The following is a 20,572-nucleotide window of genomic DNA, read 5'->3' on the forward strand; positions in this document are numbered from 1 at the left end:
GTTTTATTCCTCTTTGAATTTTAAATCCCGAATCATCATTTGAATGTCGCTTTTCCCCATGAATTCGTTTTCCTGAAGGGTGTAGCAAATATCGAAATATTCACCTTTACTGATACGGGAAAATGCCTCTCCCATACCGAAAGCTATACCACTCCGGTCGTTGCAGACTCTCGTGTCATCCACGACAACCAGTTTTAGGTGTTCGTTGTTACGTCCCACTTGTTTTGAACCAATGAAATTCGTCACGTTTTCAGTCATGAACACGGGGATCGTGTTGTTGGGACCAAACGGGGCGAACTTCTGAATCATGGCATAAAGATCCGGGGTGATGTCGTTTAATTTGATTTGGGCGTCAATATTGATCTGGGGTGTCAACATCTCTTCCGTGATCGTTTCACTCACGATTTTTTGGAATTTAGCCTTGAAAGGTTCGATGTTTTCAAGCCTTAATGTCAGTCCTGCCGCGTATTTGTGTCCCCCGTAATTTTCCAAGAATTCGCTACATTGTGAAATGGCGTAATACAGGTCAAATCCTTCCACGGAGCGAGCAGATCCGGTAGCCAAACCGTTGGATTCTGTCAGGATCACGGTCGGGCGGTAGTAATATTCCGTCAGACGTGAAGCAACGATTCCAATGACACCTTTGTGCCAGTTCGGGTTGTAAAGTACGGTTGCTTTTTGGGATTGGTCGTAGTGGGACTGATTGATGTATTCGAGGGCTTCTTCGGTGATGTCGTGATCCAGCTTTTTGCGTTGATCGTTGAAGTTGTTGATACTTGCGGCGACTTCCGTGGCTCTGGTCTCGTCATCGGCAATCAGGAGTTCAACTGATTTATTCCCCGATTCAACTCGCCCTGCCGCGTTGATTTTTGGGCCTATGCGAAAAACAATGTCATTTATCGTCAGGTCTTTACCGATTCCGGAGAAACTTAGTATCGTTTTTAATCCCAGGCTGGGTTTTCTGTTTAATTGTAATAAACCGAAATGGGCGAGGATGCGATTCTCTCCCGTGATCGGAACAATGTCACTGGCAATGCTGACACAAACCAAGTCCAACAATTTGTACAGGTCTGCCATCGGCAAGTTGTGTTTCATGCTATATGCCTGCGCCAGTTTGAAGCTGACACCGCAACCGCTTAACCACCGGTAGGGATAGTGACAATCTTTCCGTTGCGGGTCGAGGACGGCAACGGCATCCGGAAGTTCGTCCCCTGGGGTGTGATGATCACAGATGATAACATCCACTCCTTTGGATTTTGCGTAACGGACTTTCTCCACGGCTTTCACTCCACAATCGGTTACGATCATGAGTGTGATCCCGTTGCGGGCCGCATAATCGATGGCCAAGATGGAAACCCCGTAGCCTTCCGTGTACCTGTCCGGGATGTAATACTCCGGATTCTCGCATTTATTTTTCAGGTATTTATAGAGTAAAGCAACGGCCGTGGTACCGTCCACGTCGTAATCGCCGTAGATCATGACTTTTTCCTCGGTGCTGATTGCTTTTTCCAACCGGAGAACTGCTTTATCCATATCCTTCATCAAGAACGGGTCATGGAGCATGTTGAGGGTGGGATTGAAGAAAGCATGGGCCTCTTCTGCAGTGTCCACACCGCGTTGCAAAAGCAAGTTCGCGATAACATGACTGCAGTTAAGTTCTTTGGATAGTTTGTCAATTTTTTCCCACTCGGGTGGGGTGTTGATGACCCATCTTTTTTTCATTATCTCTTTCTCCTATTCTGCTACAAAGAAGCAGAAATTCCTTGGGATTTCAAAAGAATACTGATTATATTTTTTAACAGGTTTGTTCTAAATAAGGTTATACGGTTGTGTTTCAGTTGTATAAAAATAAGATTGAATTTTTGGTGATAAAATTTTAACAAAAAGCAGGGGAAATGTAAATAACGAGGGAGAGCAGCCCTTTTACTTTCTTCTTTGCACTTTATTTATTATCTTTGCACATTAATTTTTGAATAAAATTTAGAGCGGGCGTATGCCCGGTGATAAAATAGATTTTATATAACCTTTTAAAGCATATAAAAATGAGTCTTGCAGAATTAAGCGAACAGGAAATTATTCGCCGGAACTCTTTAAACGAGTTGAAAAATTTGGGAATAGATGCCTATCCGGCACCGGAATTTAAAGTAACTCACCTTTCTAAAGAGATCCTGGATAAATTTGAAAAATCACCGGAGGAATTGCAAGAGGTTGTGATTGCCGGGCGAATGATGAGCAGGCGGATTATGGGTAAGGCTTCATTTTTTGAATTACAGGATGCCGAAGGTAGGATTCAGGTCTACGTGAGTCGGGATGATGTGAGTCGGGATGAAGCTTGCACGATGTATAATACCGTTTTCAAAAAGTTAATGGATATTGGTGACATTGTGGGAGTCAAGGGATTCGTGTTCCGCACGAACATGGGAGAGGTCTCAGTTCACGCGAAAGAGTTGGTGATGTTGTCCAAGTCCTTGCGTCCACTACCGGTTGTGAAAGAAAAGGATGGTAAAGTGTTTGATGCTTTTACCGATCCGGAATTGAGATACCGTCAACGTTATTTGGATTTGATCGTGAACCCGCAGGTGAAGGATGTGTTTATCAAGCGTACGAAAATGATCAACGCCATCCGTCAGTTCTACACGGAAATGGGATGTTTGGAGGTGGAGACTCCGGTGTTGCAGGCTATACCGGGAGGGGCTTCGGCGCGTCCGTTTATCACGCATCATAATGCGCTGGATATTCCGTTCTATTTGCGTATCGCGAACGAGTTGTACCTGAAACGTTTGATCGTGGGCGGTTTTAACGGGGTGTTCGAGTTTTCCCGTAATTTCCGTAACGAGGGTATGGACCGGACGCATAACCCGGAATTTACTTGTATGGAGGTGTACGTGCCGTACAAGGATTATTTGTGGATGATGGATAGCACAGAGAGAATGATCGAGGCAGCGGCAATGGCCGTGAACGGGACAACTAAAGCTCCTTTCGGGGAGAACGAGGTGGATTTCAAGCGTCCGTTCAAGCGCGTGAAGATGTCCGAGGCGATTAAAGAATATACCGGGTTTGACATCACAGGTAAGAGTGAGGATGAGATCCGGGCATTCTGTTTGTCTATCGGCTTGAACGTGGACGAGACGATGGGTAAGGGTAAGTTGATTGACGAGATCTTCGGAGAGAAATGTGAAAGTCATTATATACAGCCGACTTTTATTTACGACTATCCGGTGGAGATGTCTCCGCTAACTAAGATGCATCGTTCAGATCCCGGATTAACGGAGCGTTTCGAGTTGTTCGTGAATGGTAAGGAGGTGGCTAACGCTTACTCCGAACTAAATGACCCGATTGATCAGTTGAATCGTTTCAAAGATCAGTTGGCACTTCAGGAAAGAGGGGATGATGAAGCCATGTTTATTGATTACGACTTTGTGCGTGCCTTGGAATACGGTATGCCCCCGACCTCGGGAATGGGTATCGGAATCGATCGGCTTTGTATGATCCTGACTAATAGCCCGTCTATACAGGATGTACTGTTGTTCCCGCAAATGAAACCGGAGAAAGTGGCTACCGTGGATACAGACGAGAAATTTATTGAGCTGGGAATCCCGGCTGATTGGGTTGCCGTGGTTCGTAAAGCCGGTTACCAGACCGTGGAAGCCTTGAAGGCGGTAGAGAATCCGAACAAGTTGCATCAGGAATTGAGCGGTTTAAATAAAAAAATGAAATTGGGCTTGAAGACCTTATCTCCGGACGAGGTAAAAAGCTGGATAAAATAGGTTCTAAGGCTTGTAAAGTTTATAAGGTCTATAAAGTTATTTTTTGGGCCTTATAAACTTTATAACTTTATGAACTTTATAAACTTATTGGTATCATGGAAATAGTTGAGAAACCAAGGATTGGAGTCGTAGGTGGGGGTAGTTGGGCTACCGCTATCGCTAAAATGCTGACAGAAAATAACGGGCATATTAATTGGTTCATGAGAAACATTGAATCGATAAAGGCCTTTAAAGTATTAAAACACAATCCGCGGTATTTGTGTGGTGTCGATTTTGATATAGACAAAATCTCGTTCTCGGATGATTTGGATTGGGTGATCATGAATTCCGATGTGATCGTGTTCGCCATCCCGAGTGCTTTCCTGCAAAACGTGGTAACTCCAAGGTTGCAAGTGTCGTTGAAAGATAAGATTATCGTTTCGGCTATCAAGGGAATGATTCCGGATGAGAATCTACTTATCGGGGAGTTCTTCCACCAGAAATATGAGGTACCTCTAGGACAGATTGTAATTATTTCCGGACCTTGCCATGCGGAGGAAATAGCTTTGGAACGTTTGTCTTATCTGACATTCTCCAGTGAGAACCTGCGGGTAGCACGGACTGTGGCTCAATTATTCGAGTGTTTCTACGTGAAAACCACGATTTCCGATGATATATACGGGGCCGAGTATGCCGCGGTGCTGAAAAACGTTTTTGCTATTGCGTCGGGAATCTGTCACGGATTGCGATATGGCGATAATTTTCAGGCCGTGTTGGTTGCTAATGCCATTCAGGAAATGGAACGCTTTGTGAATGCCGTGCATCCGATTCAACGAGATATTAAATTTTCTGCATACTTGGGTGATTTGTTAGTAACAGCCTATTCCCAGTTCAGCCGGAACCGGACATTCGGTACGATGATCGGGAAAGGATATTCTGTGAAGTCCGCGCAAATGGAGATGTTGATGGTTGCCGAGGGGTACTTTGGCGTGAAAGGAATTCATGAAATCAATCAGCAGTATAAAGTCCATATGCCCATCACGGAGGCTGTTTATAACATCCTCTACGAGCGAATCAGTCCGACAATGGAAATCAGATTGTTAACCGATGAATTGAGATAAAAATTAAAAGATAAAAGCTAAAAGTTTAATAAGAAAATTCGGAAAGTGTAAATGAGGTTTTATCATTTTCAATTTTCAATTTTCAATTTTCAATTTTCAATTAAAAAGTATGTCAAATTACAGTGCGAGGGTTTGGGAATGTGTGAAAAAGGCCTTACCCGTGGCGATAAAGACGTCAGTATGGTTTTTGAAAATCATGTTGCCGGTATCTTTGTTCGTGACCTTGCTGTCATACTTTAATATTCTGCCTTATATTTCTTCATTCGCATCCCCTTTGTTTACCTTGATCGGTTTGCCGGGAGATGCAGCCTTAGTGTTCGTTACCAGTATATTTACGAATATATATACTGTGATTGCTTTGCTTTCCACGCTTGATTTTTCCGTGCGGGAAAGTTTGATTATGGCGACGATGTGTTTGATTTCCCATAACTTTGTCGTGGAAACTATCGTGTTACAGAAGACCGGTTCGTCTGCGGTGTGGATGGTGATCTTGCGAGTCTTGGGAAGTTTCGTTGCGGCAATTGGTTTGAATTGGTTGCTGCCGGAAATGAACGGGAAGATGATGGCGGAAACGGCGGTTTCTCTCGGTTTCTGGGAGACGATGTTGCATTGGCTGGAAAGTAGTGTGATGCTGGGGCTGAAAATCGTGCTGGTGATTTCGGGGTTGATGATATTGCAACGGTTGTTGGAAGAGTTCGGTATTTTGAAAATATTGTCTGCCATGTTATCCCCGTTAATGCGCTTGTTCGGGCTGAATCCGGATGTGGCTTTCCTGTGGTTGGTGGGGAACACTGTCGGATTGGCTTACGGTTCCGCGATCATGATGGATTATGCCAAGACGGGGAAACTGGGACATCAGGAGGCAGATTTGCTGAATCATCACTTGGCGATTTCTCATTCGCAACTGGAGGATCCGTTGTTGTTTGCCGTGATGGGATTACCTGCGGGATGGTTGATATTTCCCCGTGTCGTGTTAGCCGTGATTGTCGTGTGGATTCGTCGGGGCATTTATTTATTACAGGTGCGTGTACACTCACCGGTAAAAGTTGAAAATATTAGTTTATAAAGATATGAAATACACTATTGAAGAGGTTTTGAACGAAAAGCAAGCAAAAGAATTTTTGCTGCTACCTGTATCCCTTTACAAGAATGACGAAAATTGGGTACGGCCTTTAGATAATGACATCACGAAGGTTTTCGATCCGGCAAAGAATCCGTTTTTCAAGCATGGCGAGTGTACCCGTTGGCTGTTACGGGATGAGAAAGGCCAATGTGTTGGGCGGGTGGCTTCTTTTATTGATAGAAGTTCCTGCCATTTGGATTCCTACTCGGTGGGGGGAATGGGTTTCTTCGAGTGTATTAATGATCAGGAGGCCGCTTTCATGCTGTTCGATCGTTGTCGGGCATGGCTGGAGGAACGGGGAATGGAGTCCATGGAGGGGCCGGTGAATTTCGGGGAGCGTAACGAGTGGTGGGGATTGTTGGTAGACGGTTTCAAACCGCCTGTATTCCAAATGCCCTACACGCATAAATATTATGTTCCGTTTTTCGAGAACTACGGGTTCCGTGACTATTTCAAACAATATATCTACCGGACTCGCTTGGTGGAGGAAAGTCTTTCCAAGGTAGTGGTCTGGAAGTCGGAACGGTTGTTGAAAAATGAAGATTACCGGATTATTTCCTATCGTGAAATGACTCCCCGGCAGGCGAAAGATTCTTTCCTGACGATTTATAATAAGGCGTGGAACTTGAACGTGCATGGCGTCGGGGGGATGGATAAGGAACAGGTGGAGGTGTTATTCAAGACCCTGAAACCTGTGCTTGATCCTGATTTATTGTATTTTGCTTACTATAAAGGGGAACCTATCGGTTTCTTTATCATGATTCCGGAATTGAACTATATCGTGAAACACGTGAATGGTAAGATTAGCGGGTTGGGTATTTTGAAATTCCTGTATTATCGTCATATCAAGCGGGGGCGTGTGGCCTTGGGATTGATCTTTGGAGTTGCATCCGAATTCCAGGGGCGTGGGGTGGAGGCTGCTATGATTTATGCTTTCTGTAAGAATATCATTTTGTCGAAGAAGACATATGATTGGTTGGATATGAGTTGGGTGGGAGATTTCAACCCACAGATGATGCACTTGATGGATTATATCGGAGCAAAACAATCTCAGACTTATATTACTTATCGTAAGTTGTTTCGGGATGATATTGAATTTTGCCGTTCTATCGATAAAAAGGTAAAAGACCCGGAGAGTGCTGAGTGATAAAATAGCGAGTTACTTAACTTGAAATCTAAAATTTAAAATCTAAAATAAGTATGTCTTGGTTAAGTGAGCTGTTTTTTGGACAGGGGGTTGCTCATTCGGTGTTAATGTTCGCAATCGTTATCGCTTTGGGGATCGTGCTTGGGAAAGTGAAAATTTGGGGAGTTTCGTTAGGAATAACCTGGATTCTTTTTGTTGGGATTATTTGCAGTCATTTCGGGATGCGGGTAGATGGGCATACGTTGCATTTCATGAAAGAATTCGGCTTGATCCTGTTCGTGTATTCCGTGGGATTACAGGTTGGTCCCGGTTTTTTCTCCTCTTTTAGGAAGGGAGGCTTAACTTTGAACATGCTGGCCACGGGAATCGTGTTGTTGGGGGTGGTTACCACGTATGTTATCCATGTCGTTACCGGGTTACCGATTACAACGATGGTCGGTATTCTTTCCGGGGCCGTGACTAATACGCCGGGATTGGGTGCCGCTCAACAAGCCTATTCGGATATGACGGGAGTGAATGATCCCACGATTGCTTTGGGGTATGCGGTGGCTTATCCGTTGGGCGTGATCGGGATTATCGGGTCGATCTTGTTGATGCGGGTGATCTTCCGGGTGAAGTTCGAAAAGGAGAACGAGGATTTGGAACGGCAGGACGGGGATCGGGCCAACGGGGCTCAACAGTTTTCCGTGCGGGTAACGAATCCGGCTTTGTTTGGTAAGGATTTGATGGAAATTACCCGTTTGATAAACCGAAAGTTCGTGTTTTCGCGGGTTTGCCACGAGGATGACCGGATTGAAATAGGTTCTTCCGAGACTTGCTTGCGCGAGGGGGATAAATTACTTGTCGTGGCTGCCTTACAAGATATTGATGCGATCACTGCTTTTCTCGGGGAACGGGTTGAAGTTGCTTGGGAACAGTTGGATAAGCAACTGGTGTCTCGTCGAATCGTGATCACCAAAGGAGAGGTGAACGGGAAAATGTTAGGAGAGATGCGGTTGCGGAATTGTTTCGGGGTTAACGTGACCCGGGTGAATCGAGCCGGGGTGGATTTGGTGGCTAAACCGAATTTGCAGTTACAGATCGGGGATCGCTTGACGATTGTCGGTCCGGAAGCTGCCGTTACGAATGTGGCAAAGGTGTTGGGTAACTCTTTACGTCGTTTGCGTGAACCGAATCTGGTATCCATATTTTTGGGTATATTCTTAGGAATTTTGCTGGGGAGTATTCCATTTACTTTCCCCGGTATTCCTCAGCCGGTAAAGCTGGGATTAGCGGGAGGTCCGTTGATTATTTCTATCTTGATCAGTCGTTTCGGTCCTCAATACGGTTTGGTGACTTACACGACTATGAGTGCCAATCTGATGTTGCGGGAAGTGGGGATTGCCTTGTTCCTTGCGAGTGTCGGGTTGGGTGCAGGCGATGGGTTTGTGGAGACCATTATTGATGGAGGTGGTTATGCCTGGATTGGTTACGGTTTTATTATTACCGTGGTTCCTTTAATTATTATCGGGATAATTGCCCGCACCATATATAAAGTGAATTATTTCACGTTGATGGGGTTAATGGCCGGAAGTATGACCGACCCGCCAGCATTGGCTTACTCCAATGGAATCGTGGGAAACGATGCTCCTGCCGTGAGTTACGCCACGGTGTACCCGCTCACGATGTTCTTGAGGGTACTGACGGCACAGATGTTGGTTTTATTTTTTGTTTAGCGGTGATGCTCGTGTAAGATTTATTTCAAATGAGCCCGAATTCGGCTTAATGACTGAGGCGTGATGTTTAGGTATGAGGCGATTTCTTTTAACGAAACTCGTTGTAAGAGTTGCGGGAATTCTTTTATTAGCATTTGATACTGGTGGCCTTTATCGGCCCAGTAGTACTCGATAAAATAATGTTCGTACTCCTGCATGGTCTTTTCCATCAGTTTGCGTCCCCAGTTTGCCAATTCCAGGGAATGAAGGAAGAGGTATTCCAAGTGAGAACGGGAGATTTTCACGAGCGTGGAAGATTCGAGGGTTTCTAGCGTGAATTTAGCTATCGGTGTTTGTGACAGGTCTGGCATGGTGGCGGCCATATCTCCCTCGAATGCAAACAATAGGGTAAACTCCTTACCTTCCCGTTCGATAAATCCACGGACAGAACCTTTTTCCACGAAATAAATATAATCATTGCGTTGCCCTTCCTGCACGATGGGTTCTTTTTTGTTGAAAGAGATGGTTATTGCATCTTTAAGGAGAAGGAGGATACTATCCGAGGATAGTTTGTATTGTTGTTGGAGTATATCTGAAAATGTCATGTCATGATGTTTTGAAAGGTTATAGGACGATCCCGCCACCGATTACCCGGTCTTCCCGATAAAAGACAGCCGGTTGTCCGGGGGCAATAGCCCATGCGGGAGAGGAGAGTTGTACGTGTAATGTCCGGTCGGGTTGGAAAGATAGTTGTACGAATCCTTCCGGGTTCAGCCCGATACCTCGTACTTTAACTTCTATGTCTTGTGAATGAATTTCTTCGGGATTAATAAAATGAACTTGCCCGAGAGTAAAGGTCCTTCGGTGTAGGCTTGCCTTATCTCCCACGACGATTTGGTTCGTGGATGGGGATAGGCGTGAAACATATTGTGGGAATTGTTCCTTGGGTGGGATTCCTCTCTTTTGTCCCACGGTGTAATTCACGATTCCGGTATGTTCTCCCACGTGATTTCCGAATTCATCCACGATCCGGCCGGGTGTGAAACAAGAGTCTGTCCCCGGCTGGCGGGCGATGAAATCCCGGTAGTCTCCTTTCTCAAGAAAACAGATACTCATGCTTTCCTGTTTTTCAGCCAAGTGGATAAACCCGTGTTCTTTGGCCATTTCCTTTACCTGTGTTTTCGTGTAATCTCCTAATGGGGGGATGGCCCGGCATAGAATTTCTTCCGGTACGCCCCATAAGAAGTACGATTGGTCTTTATTCGGGTCAACTCCTTTATGGACGTAATAATGGTTCGCGAAAGGGAGAATCCGAATGTAGTGTCCCGTGGCGACATGGTGTACTTTTAGTTCGTTTGCCAAGTCTCGAAGTAGATTCCATTTGACAAAGCTGTTACACGTGGCGCACGGGTTGGGGGTAATTCCCGAAAGGTAACCTTGGATGAAGGGTTGGACCACCTGTTCTTGGAAAAGTTGTCTACCATTTAACCGGTAGAGTTTGATGCCCGTTTGTTTACACAATTCCTCGACTTCCGGTTCTTGCGAGGAGCCGACCCGTGATTCCCATAATTGCAGGTGGACACCAATAACTTCAAAACCCTGTTGTTGTAACAGAAGTGCCGTAACGAAACTATCCACGCCTCCGCTGAGACCAACTACAGCTTTTTCCATGTTCCTTTTTATTGAAGTCGGGGGACAAAAATACGGTTTAATTTTAGAATTGTCATGAGGTTTTGTATTTTGTTGGATGAATTTGTTGCTTGAACTCCTGATACTTGTGGGATAGCAAGTATTTTTTAGGCAATATTTTTTACGTGTACTTCCGGATGGGACTTGTTTTTCTCGTTTAAATTACCTTAATTTGCAGCACGAAATACGGGAGTGGCTCAGTTGGTAGAGCATCGGTCTCCAAAACCGAGGGTCGGGAGTTCGAACCTCTCCTCCCGTGCTGAAAGAGGTTGTTACGGCAACCTCTTTTTTCGTGTGTTATGCCATTGGGATAATGTCTGTCGCTTGTTGATCATGACTTTTATCGTAGTTGCAAGCCTGTCTCGCCTGTATCTTGGCAGGAAGTTCAGGTTTGATTGACTATAACTTGTCGGCTGAGGATCGATGACTTATCGGTAACTTATCGATGACTTATCGTTAAGTTAGTAGTGAAGGTACGGCGGGAGACGGGAGAGAATGTACTGGAATATAGTGAAATAAGTGATGGAACATGATGGGAAACTGCGAACTTTACTTGTATTGTATTGAACATTAATTAAGAATCGTGTTAATGAATGTTGCGAATCGTGTCTATGCGCAACTCGATTTTGCCGTTTCCCCGGATATGTATACTTTTGTCATCACTAAAAAATAGAGGAACTATGACGAAGTTGGTAATTTTTGATCTGGATGGAACATTGTTGAATTCTTTACAGGATTTGGCGACGAGTACGAATTATGCTTTACGGCGACATGGGTATCCGACACATGAATTGCCTGCTTTTCGTTATTTCGTGGGAAACGGAATTGACAAGTTGCTTGAACGGGCATTGCCGGAGGCAGAACGCTCGCACGAGAATATGTTGAAGATCCGGAAAGATTTCATGGCTTATTATGCCGAGCATAAAGCTGACTTTACGGCTCCTTATGATGGGATTTGTGAGTTACTGAAGACGCTGAAACGTCGTCATTTATTGTTAGCCGTGGCTTCTAATAAATATCATGCGGCTACAAAAGAGTTAATTCCGGAATATTTCGGTGAGGGACTTTTTGATTTTGTTTATGGACAACGGGAGGGGATTCCCGTGAAACCTGATCCCACGATTGTCTTCGATATTATGAAAGAGGCAGGAGTCACGAAAGAGGAGGTCCTTTACGTGGGAGATTCCGGCGTGGATATGCAAACGGCAGTAAATAGCGGTGTAACTTCGATCGGGGTGACATGGGGATTCCGTGATCGGGAAGAATTATTGGCAAACGGGGCTCAATACATTGCCGACGAACCTTGCGAGATTATGAGGTGGGTTCGTTAGTGAATGGAGTAGAGGTGAAATATTTATAAAGAAGTGGAGCTTTTTAAAAATAAACTCCACTTCTTTGTTCGTTTAATATTTAAACGAACTTCCGCCCAGGAATTCTCGGAGAATGGAAGTCGGTGGTATTTCACGGGTAGGTACGGCTTGGACGTACGAGAAGAACTTCAACAGGCGTTTCGCCTTGGAGTGTTCCGGGTATTTTACCAGCACTTCTTCCAATAATGGAACGGCTTGTTGCTTCAAGGCTCCCAGTTCGTACACGAGTGCCGAGTTAAACATGACATCGGCCTCTTCCTGATAGGGGGTGATGTGTTTCTGTTCACCGGAAAGTACGCTTTCCCATCTTTTTAAGGTGTCGAGAGCCGAATATCCCCGGTATTTGTGATCCCGAACCATACGGCGGATCAAACGGTTATCCGATGGGTTGATAATGTTGTGATTATCGATAGAGATCACCGTAAGAGCCGAAATAAATATTTTGAATAGGCTTTCATGAGGCAGATATTCGGTTAATTTGGGGTTCAGCCCGTGAATACCTTCCACGATAACCACGTTATTACTGCTCATCTTTAATTTCTCTCCGTCGTAGAAACGTTGACCTGTTTCGAACGAGAATTTGGGTATTTCCACTTCTTCACCTCTCAATAAACTCATGATGTTATCGTTGAAGGTGTTGATGTCCAAGGCGTCGATCGTCTCGAAATCGTATTCTCCTTTTTCATCCCGGGGAGTATCTTCCCGGTTCACGAAATAATTATCCAGAGATAAATTGACGGGTTTGATGCCGTTCACTAATAGCTGGATGGCTAATCGCTTTCCGAACGTGGTCTTGCCCGAAGAGGAAGGACCGGCAATAAGCACAACTTTTACCTTTTTCTGTTTCTTGATTTGGTCAGCGATCTGGGAAATCTTTTTCTCGTGCAGGGCCTCGCTTACCTTAATCATATCCCCGGCGTGTTTATGTTCGATGGCTTGGTTTAAATGCCCAATTTGCATAACCTCGGAGATCTTTCCCCAGCGTTTGAACTCGCTGAACGTGCTGAACAGCTTTTCTTGGGGTACGAACGGGACTATTTGTGTCGGGTTCGTGCGTTTGGGTGGCATTAATAACATTCCATCCTTGTAATCCATCAGGTCGAATACTTTCAAGCATCCGGTGGAAGGAGCCAGCGTCCCGTAGAAATAGTCACAGGTGCCGTCAATGGAATAAACGGAGGTAAACATCTTTCCTCGTGTGGAAAGTAATAACTCTTTATCCTTTAGACCCTGTCTGTTAAAAAGTTTGATTGCTTCTTCCGTGGGAGTTTCCGTACGCATGATCTCGTAATCGTGGTCGATGATGCGTTGCATTTCTTTTTTTATCTCGGTGATCCTGTCCCCGGTGAGAACGAATTCCTTGTTTGCCAGACGGCAGAATATTCCGTTAGAAAGGTGATATTCCACGACAAGCGTTTTTTTCGGGTAGAGATTATGTATCGCCTTGTAAAGTACGAAAATAAGAGAGCGTAAGTACACGCTATATCCATCCAACGTGGTGACATCGACGAAATTCACGTATTTGGGGTTATATATCTCGTAATGCAGGTCCTGCACCTCGTTATTAACTAATGCCCCCAGAATGTTCTGATGATTCATAGGGAACACGATTTTCTTGAATTCTTTTAAACTAGATCCCGTGGGTATCTGGTATTCTTGTCCATTGTTTTCACAAAAGACGGTTATTTTATTCTTTTCCATGTTGGGAGTTTTTTTACATCCAATATAGGCAGGGTGGTACAAATAGCGTGCCGAATATTTTTACTTGTATGCCTGCTTGTTTTCGGGAATGGCAATATAATACGTTTTATGTTTCCCGACTTTTAACGAGGTCTGCCGTAACCAGGGATTAAAGCGTTTCAACGTTTTATAGGATATTCCGTGTTCTTGTGCGAAATCCGCCAGATCCTTTATATTTTTGGTTACTTTGACCTGCGTGGTCGGCTCCACGGGATACAAGTGATCCACGTAAAAATCGTACAGGTGAGGTTCTTCCATGATTTGCTTTAAAGCCAACATGCGGTACACGTATCTCCCGGTTTCCTCACCTAGCAGGAGGTCGTAAAAGTTTTTTTCTTTTTGTCGGTCCATTTGTCTGGAGAGCATATTCATACCTCCGTTATAAGAGGCGGCGGCCAGTGTCCAGGAACCGAATTTTTGGTAGGCTTTTTTCAAATAGGTACAAGCGGCCCGGGTAGCCTTTTCCACGTGATAGCGTTCGTCCACGTCATTCGTCACCTCTAACCCTAGTTCTTTAGCCGTCGCACTCATGAGCTGCCATATTCCTGCGGCTCCGGCGTAAGATACGGCCAGTGGGTTCAAACTACTCTCGATGACGGCTAAGTACTTGAAATCATTCGGAACTCCTTCCGCTTTTAGGATGGGTTCGATGATATGAAAATAGCGGGGGGCGTTTTTTAAAACTTGGATCGTGTGTGAATGTAAGTAGGTGTTCACGATTAACTCTTTTTTGAATGCCTCTGCCACGTCGATTCTTTCCAGTGGGACCTCTTCCCCAGCCAGGCTGAATGTTGTCGGGAAGTCCACGTCTGATGATTTCATGAGGTGGAATGGTGGTTCCTCGTTCTCTTCATGTTCCTTCTGATCATGATAAACGTAATATCCGATCGCCGCACTATTTAATAAGACAAGAATTGTCAGAAATGCAAGTAAAATGTTCCTTTTCACAACCAATGATTTTATGTTCTTCGAAAATACATCTTTTTCTTGATTTTTACGGTAAAATGGAGAAAAAAGTGTGTGTAGAATCGCTAAGAATTGTACTTTTTAGGCGGGAGGGGGATGGTTGTGGGAGGGGAACTTGGGGGTATATGGTTGAGGATGAGAGGTGCTATGTTAAAATAAAGAGGCTGTGTCAAAAGGTATTTTATCCTCCAAAACTCCTCCGTCACTTCGTGCCACCTCCTCTATAAACAGAGGAGGAGCTGGTGACTCTTCCCGAAGACAGGGAGTATTTCAACTCTCCCTCTGTTTATAGAGGGAGTACGGCGAAGCCGGGAGGGAGTTTGAAAAATGACTTTTGACACATCCTCTTTTATTTTACCATTCAACAGCATCGCGGTTGATCGGCATGGTCATGCATCTTGCACCACCACCTCCGCGGGGAAGTTCTGATCCCTCGATGGTGATCATGTATTTTTCGTATTTGCTCAGATCGACTTTGTTGCTGATCACGTCGTTAGCACGAATAATCTCGAAACCGGCATTGTTCATGGCTTCAACGGTATAATTGTTGCGTGCGTAGCCTAACACTTTACCCGGGGCCACGCAGAAGAAGTTTGCACCACTATGCCATTGTTCTCTCTCCATGTTCCAAGTTTCGTCTTCTCCACCGCAATACACGGGTTCCAAGTCCATACCCAGTTTTTTCAGGGCGTGTAACAATGTCTTTTCCCGGCGGATGCTGATTAGTTTCCCGTGTTGAATCTTGATGTGAACCGTCTGGTAATTGCCCGGACTCATGATCAAGGGTTCGTAAACCATACATTTGTCCTTATCCAGGAAAGTGAACACCATATCCAGGTGAATGAAGGATTCCGGGGAATGGGGTAGTTCCTGTACAAGAATATGTTGTACCTTGTCTTCGTTTCGGTTGATAAAGTTATACATCAAGGCGTCGATAGCGCGGGTTGACGTGCGCATACCGTTACCGATAACCAATATATCATCCCGTGCAATCTGTACATCACCGCCTTCGATGGTTAATTTACGAAGGGGATCAGATTCCGTGTTCAAACTTAACGTTTTGGTGTTAAATCCGGGCGTGAAGTCAAAAATAGATTGCATGATGATTGCCTCACGATCACGAACAGCGTTAGCCATCCTACCAATAAGTACTTCGTTGTACATACTCATGGAGGCGTCGCGGGTGAAGAAGAAATTATGTAACGGGCGCAAGTCGTACCAATCTTTATTCAAGAATTTGGTCAACGTGTCGCGTTTCATTTCAACCCCTTCGATCAGCAAACGGGCCAAATTTTCTGCATCTTCATCCAACAATTGATCTTTAATTGATCCTTTGGGAGTTACTTCGGCAATAAAAGGCTCTATCTTTTCGATGCGGTTCAACACTTCCAGTTTGATGGCATCGTCTTTTAAAATGTTTGTCAGGAGGTCTTTGACCTGGTAGGTTTTCGTGATTTTACCTAAAACCTCACTGAGTTGCTTGTATTCTTTTCGTGCGATTGATAAATTTAGAATATCGCTATAGAGCGCCCTCTCAGCGTTCTCGGGAGTCATGTTTTCTACCTCCTCGCCTGGTGTATGGAGTATTACTCCATTCAGTTTTCCGATTTCGGATTGAACATTTACCTCTACAATCTTAGACATATATGTGTTTTTTTGATTACATGGCAAAATTACGATATAAAGGTTGATAAACCTTATAAATCACCACTATAATTATGCAAAAGGTGAAAATAAATATGCACTATTTAAAAGGAGAAAGGGATACATGACGTACCCCTTTCAATATCTCGAAGAGTTGTCCGGCCTCTCCGAGCTGGTTGCATCTTAAATATTTTGAGTATACAATTCGAGTTTTTCCATCACTTTCAGAATTGTCTATATACATCCATTTCAATCGTGGAATATTTCACCTAAATATTCTTTGCAAAATTATAATTTAAAATTGATAATAACAAATAAACGTCAACATAATTATCGGTTGGTAGGGACTATTGGTGTAATGCTTTGTTTTGTGTTTGTAATACAAGAAACCACCCCAAGATAACCTGGGATGGCTTTTGATAACCCAAACGGAATTTTGCAAATGATGGGTTATTTTTTATGTGTGAACTTTAGAATCTAAATCCAATTTTCAACATCGGGTTAGATAGAAAATCAAATCCGTGAGTGTCTGATGATAGGAGTTTCAACCCGACTTGTGGTCGGATGTTATATACCGTGTAGTCATAGGCAATCGGTCGAATTTCGATAGAAATAAAAAGTGCTTTGGAGACGAAATAATCGAATCCGGTGACACCGGCAACCCGGTACCCGAAAGCTTCTCCAATAGATTTTCCTAGATAGGATTCGTCATCCGCTTTTGCTTCTTGTTTCCCGTAAGAGAATCCAAATTCACCTCCATAACGGAAAAATAGTTTGTCATATTTGGTTTTCACGAATCTTTCCGCTCCGAGGACGATAGAATATTTTATTTTATCTTTTGATGTTACGAAATTGTAATCTGGAATGTCTCCGGTTTCGAATTTTCCATCCGTGCTGTTACCGGGTAAAGCTTGGTACTCGGGATTATGCTTGAATGAAAATCCTCCCATTGCTTTCAGCGCCCATTTTTTCGCAAACATCCATCTGAATTCGAAATTCAGTGACAACTGTTTATCGAACCAGCTGGTTTGTGGGGCGGAGATATTGTAGGTGCTCAAATCCGGGGCCGGGGCTTCCATGCCGACAAACGAGCCTACACCTAAATTTAAAGAGACGGATTTGTCCCCTTTCTTTGGTGTAAAATCATCTTTTGTTTGTGCGTTGGCAAGCAGTACCGATCCTGTCATGATGATAGCAATTGTCAATACTCTTTTTAGCATATATACAAATTTAGTGAATGTCAGTGGGGATTTCCCCACTGGCATTGGGTTTTACTTATTCGGCAAGTGCTGCTTCTGCGGCATCAATAGCTGCTTGTAAACGGTCAACACGTGCTTGTAGTTCAGGTTGGATTTCTTTGAGTTTTGAAATCTCGTTGTTGAGAACATTAATTTCTGCCTGGTATTCTTCATTTTGTATTCTGATGTAAGCTTCTAATTCTTCGTTCTTTTCTTCGTCACTTGCAAGAGCATTGAATTCTTTGATGGATTGCTCTGCTTTAGCGATGGCTTCTTCTGCTGTTTTTATCTCTTTTTTGTAGGTCTCTATTTGCTCATTGATGCCTTCGATGTCTGAAGAAGTTAGAATTTCCAACAGGTGATTAATACGCTCTATTTGAGAGCTTAATTCATTAGCTTCTCTTATTAATGTGGTGTATGCTGAATTCTCTAAAGCCGCTTCTGCTTCTTCTTTTTTCTGTTCAGCCGCCTCAATGTTGGCTACCGCTTCATCCCAATCTGCTTTGGCTTGATTCATCTCTGCCAGTAACGTTTCGGTTGTTTTGGCTGCATTGTCAACGATCGTGTTGAATTCATCGGCTAGTAACGTTGCGATTTCTAATTCATCAATTGCTTTTTGTACCTTAACAACAAGTTCACCTTGATTGATTTCCGAAACAGCAGCAACAGCATCATTGTATGCTTTTTGTGTGATTGTGACATTTTCTTTTGCCTTTTCGTATGCTGTTTCATTTTCTTCAAGAGCTTTGGTGGCATCAGCGATATCTTTTTTAGCTGTTGCTAATGCGGCATCGTTTGCTGTTACGGCATCGCTTGCTTTAGTCAGTTCAGCTAAAGCTTTTGCTTCATTTGTCTTGGCAACACCCAATAAAGCTTCTAGCTCGGCTTTCTTCTCAGGAGTAAGATCCGGATCTTTCAGCTCGTTGGTATATTTTACCACCACGCCTTTTTTCGCATCGTAATCTGTTTGGGCAGCAGTCTTTTTATTATTTAATTCGCTTACTTTACTTTCGTAAGTAGCTTTGTCTTTTGTCGCTTTTTCAAGTTTCGTTTTTTGTTCGTTGATTATTTCTTCAAGTGGTGTCAAAGCAGCTTTTGCAGCTTTTGCAGCTTTCTCTAATTTTCCTAAATTTGCTTTTGTTTCAGCTAGTTCTTTTTCAGCTTCTTCTTTTGCTGTCGTTTTCATTTCAATAGTGGTTGCTTGTTTCTCTTTCTCGGCAGTAATCTTGGTTGTGATATTTTGTTCAAATTCAGGATATCCTGGGAAAGAGAATGTTCTTTTAGTTCCTTTGCTTGTTATAACTGTTATTTCGAACGGAGAGACCAATTTTTTCGTGGGATTGCTGTTGTAATCCTCTTTTGCTTTTTCGTAAGCCTTTTCTTTGGTACTAGCCTCTTGCTTGGCCGTTTCCACTGCTTGTTCTGCATCACAAATAGCTTTCAATAATTTTTTTGCTTCGTCAGCAGTATTGATCATTTCTGCCGTTTTGGAATCAAGCTCTTTGGTAAGTTCTTCAAGCTTTGTATTAAGTTCATTGATTTTTTTTTCAATAGCGGCGTCTGTCAGCGTTTTTGAGGCTTCAAGCTCAGCAATAGCTTCTTTTGCAGTGGTTACTTTTTCTTGATTTTCTTTTATTATTTCTTGGAAACTAGCGAGGTGCACCTCGAAATTATCAGAAATGAGATTCTTGTACCGATTTACTCTGTCTTCGTTATTGGCGATTTCGTTTTGATTATTACGAAGTTTCCGCAGGGCTTTGACATAGTCTGCATACATTTGCTCTAGTTCCGGGTTGAGTTTACCGGCAATAATGGCGGCATTTAATTTGTTCAAAAAATCTTGTTGCTTGTATGCTTCCTCGGCTTTACGAGTTTCGTATTCAAGTTCATAAATTTTTTGTTGATATTCATTTGCTATTTCTGCTGCTTTTGCTTCATTCCGAATCTTTTCAGCTTCTGCAAGTAGTTTTTCAGCTTCAGCTTCCGTTTTGGCTGCATTGGCTTCTGCGATCAAACGTTCAATTTCAAGGCGAGCTGTTTCATTTTTAGCTTCATTCTCTACTTTCAATTTTTCGATTTCTGCCAGTAATTTTTGAGCCTCTCCTTGTGCTTGCAGCATTTCGGCTTGTGCCTTCAGCCATTCCGTTTTTGCGGTACGGATTTGTTCAACTGTAGCAGATTCTTTGTCATCCACGCAGGATGACAATAAGGCGACAGTTATCAACACAAATAATAAACTTATTTTTCTCATAACACCTTGTTTTTTAATTAAACATTTAATAATTCAATAATTTATTTAATACATTTACAAACGCCTCGTTGTATTTTGTTGACAAAAGTATGGTATAAAATTTACATGTGCAAATAATATTCAACATTTTTGTAGTTATATATTACCTTTATTAAAACTTTTCTCATGATAATTCTCGTAATTTTGAACTATGAAATTGGATATAGGAGAGATTATAAGGCAAGAGTTCGAGAAAAGTGGTTTGAGTGCCAGCCAGTTCGCTCGTATGATTAACAAAGAAAGGACGTTGGTATATCATCTTTTCAAGCGTCAATCTATTGATACAGATTTGTTGTATCAGATTTGCATGGTGTTGAATGTGGACTTGTTTAGTCTGTTCTCGGAGAAGTTGAGACAAGAAAATAATATTATTGGGGCATGTCATTCCCAAAAAGCAGAGAGTGTATCGTCCAAACGAAAGATTATGCTGGAGATAGAATTGGATGATGAAGAGTATCAAAAAATGATCCAAAAAGCATTGAACATATAGCCCTTCAATTATTCTTAATTCCGGAATTCGATACAAACAATTGTTTCCACGCTCATAGGTAGTCGGGGAAATAGTGATTTGTCCCAGTAAAGTGGGCATTCAAATGAAATTTCTATCTGATGGGGTTATTATCCTGTTTTCAAATTGTTATGATAGACTTATTCGGATGTTAATAATTACTATTGTAATTTAATATATTGTTATTTTGATAGGAGCGGAATAGGGGAGGAATGGGAGCGGAATGGGAGCGGCTCGCAATATGATAACAAGATAATCCTGTTTTGGTAACGTTATTTTACATTATTTTGCATTGA

The 20,572-nt window shown here is 43.1% G+C and carries 15 protein-coding genes and 1 tRNA gene; 8 read left to right on the forward strand and 8 right to left on the reverse strand.

Features of this window, described 5'->3' with window-relative positions; translation table 11 throughout:
• Positions 1–3: 3 nt before the first annotated feature.
• Positions 4–1,722: a single-stranded-DNA-specific exonuclease RecJ gene (gene recJ / locus AB5542_RS02360; RefSeq protein ID WP_087421113.1), complete on the reverse strand. Its 1,719-nt coding sequence runs from the start codon at positions 1,720–1,722 to the stop codon at positions 4–6.
• A gap of 320 nt (positions 1,723–2,042) precedes the next feature.
• On the opposite strand from recJ, the gene lysS reads away from it, so the two are divergent.
• The 5 genes from lysS to AB5542_RS02385 all read left to right on the forward strand — a co-directional run bounded on the left by lysS (position 2,043) and on the right by AB5542_RS02385 (position 8,852).
• Entirely contained in the window at positions 2,043–3,767 is a 1,725-nt protein-coding gene (gene lysS, locus AB5542_RS02365) for a lysine--tRNA ligase (RefSeq protein WP_279039594.1), read from the forward strand.
• Between the two features lie 95 nt (positions 3,768–3,862).
• Positions 3,863–4,867 carry an NAD(P)H-dependent glycerol-3-phosphate dehydrogenase gene (locus AB5542_RS02370; protein WP_087421115.1) on the forward strand — a complete coding sequence of 335 codons (1,005 nt, stop codon included), beginning with the start codon at positions 3,863–3,865 and terminating at the stop codon, positions 4,865–4,867.
• A gap of 109 nt (positions 4,868–4,976) precedes the next feature.
• Complete coding sequence (locus tag AB5542_RS02375) at positions 4,977–5,933, forward strand: nucleoside recognition domain-containing protein (RefSeq protein WP_270544651.1); 957 nt, start codon at positions 4,977–4,979, stop codon at positions 5,931–5,933.
• Between the two features lie 4 nt (positions 5,934–5,937).
• Positions 5,938–7,137 carry a hypothetical protein gene (locus tag AB5542_RS02380; RefSeq protein ID WP_279039591.1) on the forward strand — a complete coding sequence of 400 codons (1,200 nt, stop codon included), beginning with the start codon at positions 5,938–5,940 and terminating at the stop codon, positions 7,135–7,137.
• Between the two features lie 53 nt (positions 7,138–7,190).
• Complete coding sequence (locus tag AB5542_RS02385) at positions 7,191–8,852, forward strand: putative transporter (RefSeq protein WP_279039589.1); 1,662 nt, start codon at positions 7,191–7,193, stop codon at positions 8,850–8,852.
• A gap of 20 nt (positions 8,853–8,872) precedes the next feature.
• On the opposite strand, the gene AB5542_RS02390 is transcribed toward AB5542_RS02385, so the two are convergent.
• Both AB5542_RS02390 and mnmA read right to left on the reverse strand, forming a co-directional pair.
• Positions 8,873–9,436 carry a Crp/Fnr family transcriptional regulator gene (locus tag AB5542_RS02390; RefSeq protein WP_279039588.1) on the reverse strand — a complete coding sequence of 188 codons (564 nt, stop codon included), beginning with the start codon at positions 9,434–9,436 and terminating at the stop codon, positions 8,873–8,875.
• Between the two features lie 19 nt (positions 9,437–9,455).
• The gene (gene mnmA, locus AB5542_RS02395) at positions 9,456–10,502 is read right to left on the reverse strand and encodes a tRNA 2-thiouridine(34) synthase MnmA (protein WP_279039586.1); all 1,047 of its coding nucleotides are present in this window, start codon (positions 10,500–10,502) and stop codon (positions 9,456–9,458) included.
• 204 nt (positions 10,503–10,706) lie between these two features.
• On the opposite strand from mnmA, the gene AB5542_RS02400 reads away from it, so the two are divergent.
• Both AB5542_RS02400 and AB5542_RS02405 read left to right on the forward strand, forming a co-directional pair.
• A tRNA-Trp gene (locus AB5542_RS02400) sits at positions 10,707–10,779 on the forward strand.
• Between the two features lie 421 nt (positions 10,780–11,200).
• On the forward strand, positions 11,201–11,851 hold the full coding sequence (locus tag AB5542_RS02405) for an HAD family hydrolase (protein ID WP_118304850.1): 651 nt from the start codon (positions 11,201–11,203) through the stop codon (positions 11,849–11,851).
• 72 nt (positions 11,852–11,923) lie between these two features.
• Here AB5542_RS02405 and AB5542_RS02410 read toward each other — a convergent pair whose 3' ends face one another.
• From AB5542_RS02410 to AB5542_RS02430, 5 genes are all read right to left on the reverse strand, one after another.
• Positions 11,924–13,591 (reverse strand): nucleoside kinase, encoded by a 1,668-nt coding sequence (locus AB5542_RS02410; protein ID WP_118304849.1) that lies wholly within the window; start codon positions 13,589–13,591, stop codon positions 11,924–11,926.
• Positions 13,592–13,651: 60 nt separating this feature from the next.
• A complete protein-coding gene (locus AB5542_RS02415; RefSeq protein ID WP_118260250.1) occupies positions 13,652–14,578 on the reverse strand; it encodes a lytic transglycosylase domain-containing protein in 927 nt (308 codons plus the stop codon).
• Positions 14,579–14,950: 372 nt separating this feature from the next.
• Positions 14,951–16,240, reverse strand: coding sequence for an arginine deiminase family protein (locus AB5542_RS02420; protein WP_087422467.1), 1,290 nt, complete (start codon positions 16,238–16,240; stop codon positions 14,951–14,953).
• Positions 16,241–16,710: 470 nt separating this feature from the next.
• Positions 16,711–17,460 carry a BT1926 family outer membrane beta-barrel protein gene (locus AB5542_RS02425; RefSeq protein WP_279041074.1) on the reverse strand — a complete coding sequence of 250 codons (750 nt, stop codon included), beginning with the start codon at positions 17,458–17,460 and terminating at the stop codon, positions 16,711–16,713.
• Positions 17,461–17,515: 55 nt separating this feature from the next.
• Entirely contained in the window at positions 17,516–19,729 is a 2,214-nt protein-coding gene (locus AB5542_RS02430) for a hypothetical protein (RefSeq protein ID WP_279041076.1), read from the reverse strand.
• 190 nt (positions 19,730–19,919) lie between these two features.
• On the opposite strand from AB5542_RS02430, the gene AB5542_RS02435 reads away from it, so the two are divergent.
• Positions 19,920–20,258 (forward strand): helix-turn-helix domain-containing protein, encoded by a 339-nt coding sequence (locus AB5542_RS02435; RefSeq protein ID WP_087422464.1) that lies wholly within the window; start codon positions 19,920–19,922, stop codon positions 20,256–20,258.
• Positions 20,259–20,572 lie beyond the last annotated feature (314 nt).

The organism is Butyricimonas sp. RTP31003st1_G1_RTP31003_210430 (assembly GCF_040920905.1).
In the GTDB taxonomy this organism is placed as follows: Bacteria; Bacteroidota; Bacteroidia; order Bacteroidales; family Marinifilaceae; genus Butyricimonas; species Butyricimonas paravirosa.

What these genes read in the sequence shown, in the direction of transcription:
- AB5542_RS02385 (WP_279039589.1), top strand. Translation starts at nt 7,191, where the DNA reads ATGTCTTGGTTAAGTGAGCTGTTTTTTGGACAGGGGGTTGCTCATTCG.
- AB5542_RS02370 (WP_087421115.1), top strand. Translation starts at nt 3,863, where the DNA reads ATGGAAATAGTTGAGAAACCAAGGATTGGAGTCGTAGGTGGGGGTAGT.
- lysS (WP_279039594.1), top strand. Translation starts at nt 2,043, where the DNA reads ATGAGTCTTGCAGAATTAAGCGAACAGGAAATTATTCGCCGGAACTCT.
- AB5542_RS02380 (WP_279039591.1), top strand. Translation starts at nt 5,938, where the DNA reads ATGAAATACACTATTGAAGAGGTTTTGAACGAAAAGCAAGCAAAAGAA.
- AB5542_RS02405 (WP_118304850.1), top strand. Translation starts at nt 11,201, where the DNA reads ATGACGAAGTTGGTAATTTTTGATCTGGATGGAACATTGTTGAATTCT.
- AB5542_RS02430 (WP_279041076.1), bottom strand. Translation starts at nt 19,729, where the DNA reads ATGAGAAAAATAAGTTTATTATTTGTGTTGATAACTGTCGCCTTATTG.
- AB5542_RS02390 (WP_279039588.1), bottom strand. Translation starts at nt 9,436, where the DNA reads ATGACATTTTCAGATATACTCCAACAACAATACAAACTATCCTCGGAT.
- AB5542_RS02410 (WP_118304849.1), bottom strand. Translation starts at nt 13,591, where the DNA reads ATGGAAAAGAATAAAATAACCGTCTTTTGTGAAAACAATGGACAAGAA.
- mnmA (WP_279039586.1), bottom strand. Translation starts at nt 10,502, where the DNA reads ATGGAAAAAGCTGTAGTTGGTCTCAGCGGAGGCGTGGATAGTTTCGTT.
- recJ (WP_087421113.1), bottom strand. Translation starts at nt 1,722, where the DNA reads ATGAAAAAAAGATGGGTCATCAACACCCCACCCGAGTGGGAAAAAATT.
- AB5542_RS02375 (WP_270544651.1), top strand. Translation starts at nt 4,977, where the DNA reads ATGTCAAATTACAGTGCGAGGGTTTGGGAATGTGTGAAAAAGGCCTTA.
- AB5542_RS02425 (WP_279041074.1), bottom strand. Translation starts at nt 17,460, where the DNA reads ATGCTAAAAAGAGTATTGACAATTGCTATCATCATGACAGGATCGGTA.
- AB5542_RS02420 (WP_087422467.1), bottom strand. Translation starts at nt 16,240, where the DNA reads ATGTCTAAGATTGTAGAGGTAAATGTTCAATCCGAAATCGGAAAACTG.
- AB5542_RS02435 (WP_087422464.1), top strand. Translation starts at nt 19,920, where the DNA reads ATGAAATTGGATATAGGAGAGATTATAAGGCAAGAGTTCGAGAAAAGT.